General features: G+C 61.3%; 12 protein-coding genes. 9 read left to right on the top strand and 3 right to left on the bottom strand.

Going from position 1 to position 13,563, the window contains the following annotated elements; all coding sequences use genetic code 11:
* Nucleotides 1-72 precede the first annotated feature (72 nt).
* Complete coding sequence (gene secA, locus ACILSE_RS14245) at nt 73-3,291, top strand: preprotein translocase subunit SecA (RefSeq protein WP_395718074.1); 3,219 nt, start codon at nt 73-75, stop codon at nt 3,289-3,291.
* Nucleotides 3,292-3,498: 207 nt separating this feature from the next.
* Here the strand turns inward: secA and ACILSE_RS14240 are convergent, their stop codons facing one another.
* Nucleotides 3,499-6,504: a tetratricopeptide repeat protein gene (locus tag ACILSE_RS14240; protein ID WP_395718073.1), complete on the bottom strand. Its 3,006-nt coding sequence runs from the start codon at nt 6,502-6,504 to the stop codon at nt 3,499-3,501.
* A 105-nt stretch (nt 6,505-6,609) separates the two neighbouring features.
* Between ACILSE_RS14240 and ACILSE_RS14235 the strand changes: the two genes are divergently transcribed.
* The 4 genes from ACILSE_RS14235 to ACILSE_RS14220 all read left to right on the top strand — a co-directional run bounded on the left by ACILSE_RS14235 (nt 6,610) and on the right by ACILSE_RS14220 (nt 8,800).
* Nucleotides 6,610-7,470: an alpha/beta hydrolase gene (locus tag ACILSE_RS14235; protein WP_395718072.1), complete on the top strand. Its 861-nt coding sequence runs from the start codon at nt 6,610-6,612 to the stop codon at nt 7,468-7,470.
* A 133-nt stretch (nt 7,471-7,603) separates the two neighbouring features.
* On the top strand, nt 7,604-8,032 hold the full coding sequence (rplM, locus tag ACILSE_RS14230) for a 50S ribosomal protein L13 (RefSeq protein WP_395718071.1): 429 nt from the start codon (nt 7,604-7,606) through the stop codon (nt 8,030-8,032).
* A 21-nt stretch (nt 8,033-8,053) separates the two neighbouring features.
* Nucleotides 8,054-8,446: a 30S ribosomal protein S9 gene (gene rpsI, locus ACILSE_RS14225; RefSeq protein WP_395718070.1), complete on the top strand. Its 393-nt coding sequence runs from the start codon at nt 8,054-8,056 to the stop codon at nt 8,444-8,446.
* Between the two features lie 99 nt (nt 8,447-8,545).
* Entirely contained in the window at nt 8,546-8,800 is a 255-nt protein-coding gene (locus ACILSE_RS14220) for a hypothetical protein (protein WP_395718069.1), read from the top strand.
* Between the two features lie 25 nt (nt 8,801-8,825).
* On the opposite strand, the gene ACILSE_RS14215 is transcribed toward ACILSE_RS14220, so the two are convergent.
* Nucleotides 8,826-9,098, bottom strand: a complete 273-nt coding sequence (locus ACILSE_RS14215) for an HPr family phosphocarrier protein (RefSeq protein ID WP_395718068.1) — start codon at nt 9,096-9,098, stop codon at nt 8,826-8,828.
* Between the two features lie 23 nt (nt 9,099-9,121).
* Nucleotides 9,122-10,090, bottom strand: a complete 969-nt coding sequence (gene hprK / locus ACILSE_RS14210; protein ID WP_395718067.1) for an HPr(Ser) kinase/phosphatase — start codon at nt 10,088-10,090, stop codon at nt 9,122-9,124.
* 135 nt (nt 10,091-10,225) lie between these two features.
* Between hprK and ACILSE_RS14205 the strand changes: the two genes are divergently transcribed.
* The 4 genes from ACILSE_RS14205 (at nt 10,226) to ftsY (ending at nt 13,503) form a co-directional block, all read left to right on the top strand.
* Nucleotides 10,226-11,440, top strand: a complete 1,215-nt coding sequence (locus ACILSE_RS14205; RefSeq protein ID WP_395718066.1) for a bifunctional 3,4-dihydroxy-2-butanone-4-phosphate synthase/GTP cyclohydrolase II — start codon at nt 10,226-10,228, stop codon at nt 11,438-11,440.
* A 159-nt stretch (nt 11,441-11,599) separates the two neighbouring features.
* Entirely contained in the window at nt 11,600-12,103 is a 504-nt protein-coding gene (ribH, locus tag ACILSE_RS14200) for a 6,7-dimethyl-8-ribityllumazine synthase (protein WP_395718065.1), read from the top strand.
* 4 nt (nt 12,104-12,107) lie between these two features.
* Nucleotides 12,108-12,554, top strand: coding sequence for a transcription antitermination factor NusB (nusB, locus tag ACILSE_RS14195; RefSeq protein WP_395718064.1), 447 nt, complete (start codon nt 12,108-12,110; stop codon nt 12,552-12,554).
* A gap of 103 nt (nt 12,555-12,657) precedes the next feature.
* A complete protein-coding gene (ftsY, locus tag ACILSE_RS14190; RefSeq protein ID WP_395718063.1) occupies nt 12,658-13,503 on the top strand; it encodes a signal recognition particle-docking protein FtsY in 846 nt (281 codons plus the stop codon).
* The last annotated feature ends 60 nt before the right edge of the window (nt 13,504-13,563 follow it).

Here is a 13,563-nt window from a genome sequence, read left to right as displayed (position 1 = left end):
CCGACTTCCGCCACATTCGGCCTCCCCCAAGCCCGGCCATCCTGTGAGCCGGACGGTGGATTGTCTTTTCTCATGTTTAACTGGATCATCAAAAAAATCATCGGCACCAAGAACCAGCGCACGGTGCGCAAGCTCACTCCCGTGGTGGCCGAGATCAACCGCATCGAGGCGGGACTGCAAAACGAATCGGAGGAGGCCCTGCGTGAGCGTGTGCAGAAGTGGCAGGCGCAGTTCCGTGCGTTTCACACCCCGCCGTTCCTCGGCGGCGTGGGCCTGCGCATTGCTGATGAGGCCGCGGTGGATGCCTGCCTGGAGCAGGTGGAGAAGTACTTCGCGGCTCTGAAGACGCATTTCCCGGCGCTGGAGGACGATTACATCGCCCAGGGACGCTGGCGCACGGCTGGTTTTGACGACAAGAAGTCACGCATCGACCGCGCCCGCGAGGCCTGGAACGCCATCCAGCCTGACTTCGCCGCCATCGAGCAGAAGATGCTCAACGACATCCTCCCGGAGGCCTACGCTGTGGTCAAAAATGCCGCGCGTCGTCTCTGCGGCCGCGAGATCATCGTCTGCGACCAGCCGCTGGGCTGGAACATGGTGCATTTCGACGTGCAGCTCGTCGGCGGCATCGCGCTGCATCGCGGCATGATTGCTGAAATGGCGACCGGGGAAGGGAAGACGCTCGTTGGCACGCTGCCGGTGTTCCTGAACGCGCTCACCGGTCGTGGTGTGCATGTCATCACCGTGAATGACTACCTCGCCCGTCGTGACAGCGAGTGGATGGGCAGCTTGTACAAATTCCTCGGCCTCACCGTCGGATGCATCCAAAACGACCAGCCGAGCCATCTCCGTGCGGAGCAGTATCGCTGCGACATCACCTACGGCACGAACAGCGAGTTCGGCTTCGACTACCTGCGCGACAACGGCATGGCCTCCAGCAAGGAGCAGCAGGTGCAGCGCGGCCATTACTTCGCCATCGTGGACGAAGTGGACTCCGTGCTCATCGACGAGGCGCGCACGCCGCTCATCATCAGCGGGCCGGTCATGGCCGCCGAGAGCAATCATCAATACGAGCGCTACAAGCCGCTCGTGGAGCAGCTCGTGCGCCGACAGAACACGCTGTGCAACCGCTTCGTCACCGAGGCGAAGGAACTCGCCGAAAAAGGCGAGATGGAGGCTGCGGGCAAAAAACTTTTCCAAGTCCACCTCGGTCAGCCGAAGAACCGCGCCCTCATGCGCTGCATGGAAGAGCCGGAACTGCGCCGTGCGATGGAAAAGGCCGAACTGAGCCTCTACGCCGACACGCAGAAGGTGGAGTTCTTCAAGCTCAAGGAGGAGCTGTATTACTTCATCGAGGAAAAAAGCCACGATGCCGACCTCACCGAGATGGGGCGCAATTTCCTCAGCCCCGATGAGCCGGACGCTTTCGTCCTGCCGGACATCGCCACCATTTATTCCGAGATCGACGGCGACACCTCGCTTTCCGAAGATGCACGTCAGCGCAAGAAGACCGAGATGCAGGACCGCCTCTCCCACCAAGGGCAGCGCATCCATCAGATCAGCCAGCTTCTCCGCGCCTACTGCCTCTATGAGAAGGACGTCGAGTACGTCGTCGAGGAGAACAAAGTCGTCATCGTCGATGCGCAGACGGGCCGCAAAATGGCCGGACGCCGCTGGAGCGACGGTTTGCACCAGGCCGTCGAGGCCAAGGAAGGCGTGCAGATCGACGCGGAGACGCAGACGCTCGCCACGATCACCATTCAGAACTACTTCCGCCTCTATCAAAAGCTTGGCGGCATGACCGGCACGGCGGAGACGGACGCCGCCGAGTTTCATGACATCTACGGCCTCGATGTGCTCACCATCCCGACCAACCGCCCGGTGAAGCGCAAGGACCACAACGACAGCATCTACAAGACCCGCCGCGAGAAGTTCACCGCAGTGATCGAGCTGATCCGCGAACTGCACGCCAAGGGCCAGCCCGTGCTCGTCGGCACCGCCAGTGTCGAGGCCTCCGAGATGGTCTCGCGCATGCTGAAGCTGCAAAAGATCACGCACAACGTGCTCAATGCGAAGTACCACCGCCAGGAGGCCGAAATCGTCGCCCGCGCCGGTCATCGTGCCGCGGTGACGATCTCCACCAACATGGCTGGCCGTGGCACGGACATCAAACTGGGCGAAGGCGTGGCCGAGCTCGGTGGTTTGTTCGTTCTGGCGACGGAACGCCATGAATCGCGCCGCGTGGACCGTCAGCTTCGCGGACGTTCGGCCCGTCAGGGCGATCCCGGCGAGAGCAAGTTCTTCCTCAGCTTCGAGGACGACCTCATGCGCAACTTCGGCGCGGCCGAGCGCATGACGAAGATGATGGAGCGCTTTGGCATGAAGGAAGGGGAGGAATTGCAGCATCCTTGGCTCAACCGCAGCGTTGAGACCGCGCAGAAGCGCGTGGAGCAGCGCAACTACGTCTGGCGCAAACGCGTCCTCGAATACGACGATGTGATGAACCAGCAGCGCGAAGTCGTCTATGAATGGCGCAACGACGTGCTCAACAGCAACGACACCCGCATCCTCATCAACGAGGCCGTGGAAAAAGGTATCAGCGAGCGTCTCGGCGCCTTCGTGCCGAAAGATCTCAAGGGCGACGACATGGCCGACTACGACGGCCTTCTGCACTGGGTGAACAGCACCTTCCCCATCGGCCTGCGCGCCTTTGACGACGAGTTCAAGGCGCTCGACTTCGACGCCCAGGCCGCGTGGTTGAAGGACAAGATCCTCAGCGCCTACGACGTGAAGGTTAAAGGCGCGAACCCGACCGCCCTGCAGGAGATCGAGAAGATGATCCTCCTCAACGCCATCGACCGCCTGTGGCAGGAGCATCTCTTCGCGCTCGACGCCCTGAAGGAAGGCGTCAGCCTGCGCACCTACGGCCAGAAAGACCCGCTCATCGAGTTCAAGCAGGAGGCCTTCACGATCTTCGCGGAGCTGATGAACAACATCAACGGCGAGGTCCTCGGCAACCTCTTCCGCAGCACGCAGCAGCTCGCCGCGTTCGAGGCCTTCCTGGCCCAGCTCGCGGCACAGCAGGGCGGCGCTCCCGCACCGCAGCAGCCTGAAGACGAGGATGACGAAGCTGAATCCGCCGAGGCTGACCCCGGCAAATCCGGCCCGCGTCTCATCCTCCCCAGCGCCGCCAGCAAACCCAAGCCCCGTCCTACCAACGTCGGCCGCAACGACCCATGCCCCTGCGGCAGCGGGAAGAAGTTCAAGCAGTGCTGCGGCCGAACCGCATAATGTAAGCCGCAGATAGGACGCTAGACCAGTTGGCAGAGCCAGACCTTAGAGGCTTTGCTAGGCGGCGGGGTGATCCTTATGTGCACCCGGCGGGTCATGTGTTCGCACCTATGGGGGCTGCGCGCTGAGCCAGCCCCTTTTGAGAGCTTAATTGGCTGGTTTCAGCTGCCGCAGCTTCAACTTGGACACTCTCGCTTGAATCATTAACTACTTCTCCACCGGATTCGGCTGCGCGTCGTATTCCTTCCAGAATTCGCCGGCGGTTTTATCGGGCCGGTCGCGGTCGAACAGATCGGGGGCATGGCTTAGACGTTCGAACTGGGGCAGGCTGCGGAGAAACTCAATGTCCTTTGCATTTGGCGGGAGGGTCAGAGCCGCGAGCTTGCGGCATTCCGCGAGCGGCGAGAGGTTGGTGATCTTGGTGCAGCCTGACAGCCCTAGCGTGACAAGCGGCATGCCGCGCAGCGGAGCCAGGTCGCTGACCGGCGTGGAGCTGAGATTTAAATGTCGGAGAGGCAGCTTCGCGAGGGGTTTGATATCCGTGACGGCGGTGGAGGAAAGGTCCAGCTTGCTGATCGGTGGTGCCAGCAGAAGGACAGACAAATCACTGAAATTCTGCAGCCTTCCGAGATGCAGGGACCAGGTGCCGTCCTGCAGCTTCTCGATGTCGGAAGACTTCAGGCCGGCCATATAAAGCCGGGCCACCCGCGGGTCGGTGGCGTGGCCGGCCCAGAATGGTTTCGCCATGGTTTGAACAAGCTCTTGCTCAAGTGCCATGTTCTTCGCGGTTTCGCCCATGGCGGCATAAGCATCCCTCAGAGTGCGCACCACGGCATCGGTGCTGCGGTGCTTCAGACCAAACAGTTTGCAACTGAGCGTTGCTGCCTCCTCCTGGAATTGGATCGCTTCACCCCGCCGCCCGTTGGCTTGGAGAAAACTGCCCATGTTGTTCAAGGCAAAGAGAGTGTCGGGGTGTTCCGAGCCGAGCACCTTGCGGCGCAGCGCCAGCACCTCTTCGCGCATCTTCAGGCCCTCAGCCCCACCGCGGCTGTGTGAGTAATAAAACAGGGTCATGAGAGTGTCTGGGTGCTCAGGGCCGAGCACCTTGCGGCGCAGCTTCAACACCTCCTCCAGCATCTTGACGATGTCCCCCGGGGGACCAAGCGATGGGTCCCAAAACATCTTCTGGGTCAATGCCAAATAATGCATGGTCATGAGAGTGTCGGGGTGCTCGGGACCGAGCACCTTGCGACGCAGCGCCAGCACCTCGTTAAACAGCAGGACACCTTCCTTTCGGCGTCCATTTCGCTGATAGACATCCGCGAGGAAGTGCATGGTGGTCAGCGTGTCGGGATGCTCTTCCCCCAGGACCTTGCGACGCAAGGGGAGCACCTCTTCAAGCATGGCGATGGCTTTTTTCCCCTGGTCAGCCTTATGGTAGGAGAAAGCCAGGTAGTGCATGGTGGTCAGCGTGTCCGGGTCTTCGGCACCAAGCACCTTGCGGCGCATTCCCAGCACCGACTCGCGCATTTTGAGTGCCTCATCCCAGTTCCCGGTATGATAAGTGGAGTCCGCGAGGTCGTTCATCGCTGACAGAGTGGCGGGATCTTCCCGTCCGAGCCGTGAAACTCGTTGATCAAGCACTTGCCTCTGAAGCGGGATGGCATCCCGGTGAAGTCCGAGCGCCGCGTAAGTCCTCGCCAGGGTGGCTTGCAGGGCTGCACGTCGCTCCGGCTGTTCGGTGAGGTTCTTCGCCAGCTTTTTTGCGGCCCTGGCGAGTGTCTCGGCCACGGTGATGGTGCGTCCATCACGAGCCGGGTCCGGGCTTTGAAACACCTCGCTGAGGAAAGTGGAGACGGCCTCGGCGTCCTTGCGCGCCTTATCCTTCGCATCCCGCTGGGCGGCCACCTCGGCGAGCGAGCTGGTGGCACGTCTCTCCGCCTCAGTCGCACGTTTTTCCTTCGCCTGAAGATGGAGCACAAACCACACCGCCAGCACAGTGATGTGCACCCAAGCCGCCGCCGCGGTGGCGACGATGCCTTTGTTGCGCTTGATGAGAATCGCCACCTGCTTGGTGAAGCCGGCGTTTTCAGCACCTGTGGCGAACCCTCCCTGGAAGCGCTCGATGTCCGCGCTGAAGGCGGCGACATTCTGATAGCGCTCCGCCTTGTCGAGCGTGAGCGCCTTCATCACCACCGCTGAAAGAGCCGCCGGCACGCGACCGCCGGGTAGATGCGGAAGCCGTTTGATTCGTTCAGCTTCGAGCACCCCGCCCTTCGCGCGTGGGTCGCTTTTGACGGTGGTCGTGGCGCCAAACACCGTCGGCGCGTTGATGTTCGCCGTCTGCACCTTCTCCAGCACCTCCCACACGTCCTTGCCCTCCACCGGCGGGCGCAGAGTGAGAATGGCATACAAAATGCCGCCGAGGGAGAAGATGTCGCTGCGCTCGTCGAGTTCATTGACCTTCCCCATAGCCTGCTCCGGCGACATGTAGTTCGGAGTGCCCATCACCGCGCCTTCCATGGTGGCGGTGAAGGAACCTGTGCCCGGTACGGCCAGAGGACTCACCACGGCGGATGCTTGTTCAATGCCGGGTTCATTCAGGATCTTCGCGATGCCCCAGTCCATCACCAAGACCTCGCCGAACTCGCCCACCATCACGTTTTCCGGCTTCAAGTCACGATGGATGATATGGCTGGCATTGGCGAAGGCCAGGGCGTCGCACACTTTGCGGAAGATGGTGAGCAGGCGGTCCAGAGTGTAGTGCTCCAGCGCCTCTTTTTTCTCATGCCGCAGATCATCGAGGATTTGCTGGAGGGTGACTCCCTTGACCAGCTTCATCGTGTAGTAGAGCGCTCCTTCGCTGTCGCGCCCGATGTCGTAAACCGGCACAATGTTCGGATGCGCCAGCTTTCCGAGCACCGCTGCCTCCTGGACAAAGCGCCGCGCCTGCTCGTCGCTGGCTTGAGCATCGAGCATGACCTTCACCGCGATGGTGCGGCCAAGCTTGCAGTCCTCTCCCTCCAGAATCGCACCCATGCCGCCTTTGGCGATCTGCCTGCCGAACACAAACGGCACCGACGAATCGGGATTTGCGCCCATCACCGTGACTTCGAGGGCGGGCACCGTCACTTGTTTCGCCAAGGCGATGGTTTGCATGTCCGCAGGCGTGCCGGCGGCAGGATTTGCGGAGAAATCGGCGGGCGTTGCCATCCTGCCGATGCTGGGCGTTCCACTGGCGCATTGCAAGCTTTCTGCGGCGAGACTTCACGCCGGCATTTTCTTGACGCTTCCTGCGCGTTTCCCCATCATGCGGTCATGCTGACACGCGCTCTACTCGTCCTGCTCATCGTTTCCACACAGTCCGCGTCGTCGGCGGATGACTATAAGCTCGGCCCGCTTTCGCAGGAAAATCCGGCGGTGCCGAAGGGGAAGGTGATTCCGATGCCGGTGCATGAGTCGAAGATCTATGCGGGCACGAAGCGTGACTGGTGGATCTATGTCCCGGCGCAGTACAAGGCCGAGGAACCGGCCAATCTGATGGTTTTCCAGGACGGGCACGATTACGTCGGCGTGAAGGGCGCGTGGCGGGTGCCGGTGGTGTTCGACAATCTCATCGCCAGCGGCGACATGCGGCCGACGATCGCGATTTTCATCAATCCCGGTCACATCGGCGACACGAAGCCGCAGAGCGCTTGGAAGAACAACAACCGCGGCAAGGAATACAACACGCTGGGAGACACCTACGCCCGCTTCCTTCTCGAAGAGATCATCCCGCAGGTGCGGAAGGACTACAAGCTGACCGTCGATCCCGAAGGATGGGCCATCGCCGGAGCAAGCAGCGGGGCGATCTGCGCCTTCACGGTGGCATGGGAGCGTCCGGACAAGTTCCGCAAGGTGTTCTCCACCATCGGCAGCTACGTCGATCTGGCAGGTGGGCATGTGTATCCTTCGATCATCCGGCTGACGGAGCGCAAGCCGCTGCGTGTCTATCTTCAAGATGGCAGCGGCGACCTCGACAACCCGTTTGGGAACTGGCCGCTCGCCAACCAGCAGATGGCGAAGGCGCTGGCCTACCAGGGCTACGACCACACCTTCGTTTTCGGAGACGGTGCGCATAACAGCAAGCACGGAGCGAGCCTCTTTCCCGAGGCGATGAAATGGCTTTGGCGGAAGTGAAAGGGCAGGGGACCGGGGGCTTCGTTTTTTCGTTGTGAATAACTTGGTTTCGACCTTGACACCCCGGACAGTCCCCCTACTATCGCGGCCCCTCCTTCCCCAACGGGAAGTTTTCTCGTACTAGCAGCATTCAATGAAGACGTTTTCAGCCAAAGCCCAGGACCACAACCCCACATGGTGGGTCATCGACGCCAAGAACCAGATTCTGGGCGATGTGGCCGTTGCCGCCGCCAATCTACTCCGCGGCAAAACCAAGCCCACCTTCACCCCGCATGTCGATACTGGTGATTTCGTGGTCGTGCTCAATGCCGCCGAAGTCCGCCTGAGCGGCAAGAAGGAGCAGCAGAAGATTTACACCTCGAAGGCTGGCTACGTCGGCAACCAGAAGGTCGAAAACGTCGAGCGCGTGCGCGCCCGCCGTCCGGAGCTCCTCGTCGAGCGCGCTGTGAAGGGCATGGTGCCCCACACACGCCTTGGCCGCGCGATCTTGGGCAAGCTGAAGATCTACAAGGGTGCCGAGCATCCGCATGAGGCGCAGAATCCGAAGCCCTTCTCCGTATAATTTTTCTTTTCTCCTCACAGCATGAGCAAGCCACTCCAAAACGCCACAGGACGCCGTAAGACCGCCATCGCCCGCGTCTATATCACCGAAGGTGCCGGCAGCATCACCGTCAACGGCCGCGACTTCGAAGAGTACTTCCCGACCGTCGCCCTGCAGAACCAGATTCTCTTCCCGCTGGCGCTCACGAACTCCCGCCAGTCCTATGATTTCAAGGTCAACGCCTCCGGCGGTGGTTCCACCGGCCAGGTCGGTGCGGTCCGCCTCGGCATCGCCCGCGCCCTGATCCGCGTGAATCCCGAGCTTCGTCCGCTGCTCAAGCAGAACGGCCTGCTCACCCGTGATTCACGCGCCAAGGAGCGCAAGAAGCCCGGCCGTCCGGGCGCCCGCAAGCGCTTCCAGTTCTCGAAGCGTTAATCCACCCGTTGTTAAGCTCGATTGTGTGCAAGGCCCCGCCGAAAGCGGGGCTTTGTTTTTCTTGTCGCCCAATCCCTTGATACACGCCACATTGGCCCCATGACCTCCGGCCATCTTCTCGTTCTGGGCGCCAGCATCCTGTGGATCATGCTTTGCATGCGCTTCTGGTGGGCGATCGACCGCGAGCACACTTGGCAGCGGCGTTTCATCGCCATCGGGGCTGGTTTGGGCGGCGGACTGATCTACCTGATCGGTGCGATGATGCTGGAGATGCTGAAAGAAACTCCACCACCGGTGCAGGATGGGACCGAGGTCCGTGTGATGTCACGTCCGGCGCCTCCAGCGGAGAAGTGAGACCGGTTCTGGGGTGTGCGAAGATTTACTCCACGTCGCCAAAGCCCGACGTGACGAGTTCTTCCAGATCGGCGACCGCGGCTTCCGCGTCATTGCCGTCGGCAATGATCTTGATCTTTTCCCCTCGGCCGGCGGCCAGCATCATGAGGCCCATGATGCTCTTGCCGTTCACCGGCTCGTCATCCTTCTCCACCCAGACGTCGCACTGGTATTTGCTCGCGCGTTTGACGAACTGAGCCGCCGGACGGGCGTGCATGCCCATCTTGTTGCGTATGGTGAGTTCTTTTTCGATGCTCATTGCTGGGTGGTCGGAAACGCAGGTTAACCTAATTGATCATCAGACATCTTTTTCAACAACCTTTGGTCAAACTCCACGGCGCTGTTGTAGCCGAAGGTGCGGAGCTTGAAGTTGATGGCGGCCAGTTCGATGAGTCCCGCCACATCGCGGCCCGGCTCCACCGGCAGTTCCACGCGCTCCACCTTCAGGCCCATCAGGTCGCGGGAGTCGGTGCTCACGCCCACGCGTTCCAGCTCGGCGGATTTGGCGCCGCGCACCAGTTCCACGATGAAATCCAGCCGTTTGCTCAGGCGCACGGCACCGACTCCGAACAGAGCCGCCACGTTCAGGATGCCGAGGCCGCGGATTTCGATCATTCCACGGGTCAGATCGGGCGCGGAGCCGACGATTTCGCGGTCTTCGATCAGACGCAGCCGCACAACATCGTCCGCCACCAGGCTGGCACCGCGCTGCAGCAGGCCGATGACGCTTTCGCTTTTTCCGGCGCCGCTGTCCCCCTGGATCAGCACGCCGATGCCCTGCACATCCACCATGCAACCATGCAGAAGCAGGGTCGGGGCGGAGGCCCACTCCAGCTTGATCGTGGCCGCGTTGAGGAATTTCATCGTCATCATGCTCGTCTGGAAGACGGTGATGCCGGCGGAGTTCGCGATTTCGATCAAGTCATCTCCCAGCCGGAGGCCGCGTGCCACGACGATGCAAGGGATGTCCCAGGAGCAGAGCTGGCTGAAGCGTGCCGCACGCAGCTTCGGCTCAAGGCCTTCCAGGAAGGAGTGTTCCGAGTTACCGATCACCTGGATGCGCTTGTAGGCGAAGTAGGTGAAGAAGCCGGACAATGCCAGGCCCGGCCGGTTCACGGACGGTTCGCTGATCCTGCGTGAGTAGCCCGAGTTGGAGCCGATCAGCTTCAATTTGAGCGCCTTTTCGTTCTCCTGGAAAAACTCCCCTACCGTGATGGCGGACGGGCGTTTGACTTTCGGCGGTGGTGGCATGGGCCGACATTACGCGAAGCCGCTCCGCTGCGGCAACGAAAAACCAAGCTCGTGCTGGAAAACATCCCTCAACCGGCTAAAACATCCGCCCCCGAATGCCGCCCACGCCGGCACTGGCTCTTTCCCACACCTCTCATGCCCCGCCCGAAGCCCGTCGCCTTTGATTCCGTCGAAGCTGTCATCGCAGACATCCGCGCCGGGCGCATGGTGATCGTCACCGACGACGAGGACCGCGAAAACGAGGGCGACCTCATCTGCGCGGCCGAAAAAATCACCCCCGAGATGGTGAACTTCATGGTGCGTCAGGGAGGTGGCATGCTCTGCGTGCCCGTCTCGCTCGAAATCGCCCAGCGGCTCAACCTGGCCAGCATGGTGCCGGAAAACCGCGAAGCCTTCCGCACGGACTTCACCATCACTGTCGATGCGGCCAAGGGCATCAGCACCGGCATCAGTGCCGCCGACCGCACGCGCACCATCCGCCTCCTAGCTGATCCGAAGAGCAATCCGGATGACCTCGTGCAGCCCGGCCACATCAACCCTCTTGTAGCCAAGCCCGGCGGAGTGCTCCGTCGCGCCGGTCACACCGAGGCGGCGGTCGATCTGGCCCGCCTGGCCGGCTTGCGCGAGGCCGGCGTGCTGATCGAAATCATGAACGCCGACGGCACCATGGCGCGTCTGGCCGATTTGAAGAAGTTCGCAAAGAAACACGGCCTCAAGATGTGCAGCATCGCCGATCTCATCGCCCATCGCCGCCTGAGCGAGAAGCTGGTCGAGAAAATCGAGGTCGTGGACATGCCCACCGACTTCGGCACCTTCAAGCTGCACCTCTACAAGAGCAGTCTCGACGGCGTGCATCACGTCGCCCTCGTCATGGGCGACATCACGCCCAACTCTCCCACGCTCGTGCGAGTGCACAGCGAATGCCTCACCGGGGATGTGTTTGCCTCCCGCCGCTGTGATTGCGGCAGCCAGCTCCATTCAGCCATGCGGCACATCGCGGAGGAAGGGAAGGGGATCATCGTTTACATGCGCGGCCATGAAGGACGCGGCATCGGCCTGCATGGCAAGATTCTCGCCTACAAGCTCCAGGAGCAGGGTCTCGACACCGTCGAGGCGAACCTCAAGCTCGGCTTCCCGATGGATCTGCGCGACTACGGCATCGGCGCGCAGATCATCTCCGATCTCGGCGTGCGGAAGATCAAGCTCATGACCAACAACCCGCGCAAGGTCGTCGGTCTCGAAGGCCACAAGCTCGAAATCACCGAGCAGGTGCCCGTCAAATCCCCGCCCAAGCCGGAAAACGCCCGCTATCTCGAAACCAAGAAGAGAAAAATGGGCCACAAGTTGTGAATGACGAAACCCGAATGGCGAATGACGAAAAAAATCTCCAAGTCCAAAGCTCCCATGAACCAACTCCTTTCTGAGCATTTCTTCCTTGGGGCATTGTCGTTCATTCGTCATTCATCGTTCTGATTTCGTCATTATCGTCCCCACGCTCACACGTCATCCATGTCGAATTACGCCTCCAGCCGCCCGCGTCCCACCCAGGAGCCGATCACCATCGCGATCGTCGCCTCGCTTTACAACAACCAGTTCGTTCAAGGCCTGTTGAATGCCGCGAAAGAGGAGATCGAGGTCATCGCACCGAACGCCTTGGTCGATGTGTATCGTGTCCCGGGAGCCTTTGAGATTCCGGTTTGTGCCGAGCTCGTGCTGCGTGGCAGCGCGCCGGATGCGGTGATCGCGCTTGGAGTCATCATCCGCGGCTCCACCGAGCATGCGGACCTCGTCGGCGCGTCTGTGACCGATGCTTTGCAGCAGATGGCGGTGAAACACTGCATTCCTGTCATTCACGAGGTGCTGCTGGTCGAAACCGAGGAGCAGGCCGAGGAGCGCTGCCTCGGCGCGACCATCAACCGCGGCACCGAAGCGGCGCAGACCTGCGTGAAGATGATCAACCTGTTCGGCAAGATGAAGGCCAGCTTCGCCGGCGAACCCATTGACCACGCGTAACATCATGGGAAAACGCCGCGAAGGCCGCGAAGCCGCCATCCAATTCCTTTTCGCCCGCGACATGCAGGGCTCGGAAAAACCTGCGGAACCAGAAGTTTTCTGGACGCTTCATAGCGCGAAAGCCTCCACCCGGGCCTTTGCTGAGAGTCTGATCAACGGCGTGTTGCAACACCAGCCGGACATCGACGCTCGCATCGCCGAGTTGCTGCAAAACTTCCGCATGGAGCGTCTCGCCGCCGTGGACCGCAATGTGCTGCGCGTCGCGACTTATGAGTTGCTGCACTGCCCGGACGTGCCCGCGCCGGTCATCCTCAACGAGGCCATCGACATCGCCAAGGCCCTCAGCGCCGGTGAATCCGGCTCCTTCGTCAACGGCGTGCTCGACAAACTGGCCAGAACTCTGCGCAACAACGAGCCGAAGCGCCCTGTCGAAACCCTGTCCGAGGATTGACGCGCATTCGTCATTGATTTCGCTTCGCTCAACCCTTCGGGCTCCTTTCAGTCCTCCATCTCACTTCATTCGGTTCTGATTTCGACATTCGTCCTTTCTTTCCATGGCCGGTTTCTTCAAATCCCTCCTCCAGCGCTTCACGAAGCCCGACATCGAATGGGACGAGCTTGAGGCGTCGTTGATCGCGGGTGATCTCGGGCCGCGTCTCGCGCTGCAAATCATCGCCGACCTCAAATCCCGCCAGCGCACGCTGCACGGGGCCGACATCGTGCAGGTGGCCCGCGAGCATGTGCGCAAGATTTTGCCGGAGACCGTTCCGCCGCTCGATCCGCTGCCTGGAAAACCCAAAGTGCTGCTCATGGTCGGCGTCAACGGCACTGGCAAGACCACCAGCACCGCCAAGCTCGCCCATGTGCTGCATCAGCGCGGCCACAAGGTCGTGCTGGCCGCCGCCGACACCTTCCGTGCCGCCGCGGTCGAGCAGCTCACAGTCTGGGCGGATCGCTTGAAGATTCCGCTCGCCAAAGGCCCGCCCAATTGCGACCCCGCCGCGGTTTGTTTCGATGGCTACGAGCTGGCGCGCAAAACGCAGGCCGATTTTCTCATCTGTGACACCGCAGGCCGTCTCCACACGAAGCACAACCTCATGGAGGAGCTGAAGAAGATTCACCGCATCCTCGGCCGCAAAGACCCCGAGTCACCGCATGAGGTCCTGCTTGTCGTGGATGCCACCACAGGCTCGAACGCGCTCCAGCAGGCGCGTGAATTCCACAAGGCCATCCCCCTGACCGGCGTGATCGTGACAAAACTCGACGGCAGCGGCAAAGGCGGCGTGCTGGTGAACATCCAGCAGGAACTCGGCGTCCCCACCCGTTTCATCGGCCTCGGCGAGCGTGTGGAGGATTTCCAGCCCTTCGACGCAAAGCGCTACGTCGAGGAGCTGCTCTGACCGGACTTCTTCGACTTTAGAAGCCACCCCAATAAAAACCTTGTCGAAGGAGTGAACTCT

The organism is Prosthecobacter sp. (genome assembly GCF_044236155.1).
GTDB lineage: Bacteria > Verrucomicrobiota > Verrucomicrobiia > Verrucomicrobiales > Verrucomicrobiaceae > Prosthecobacter.
Note: the sequence above shows the minus strand (reverse complement) of the source record. Positions and strands in the feature narration are given on the sequence as shown.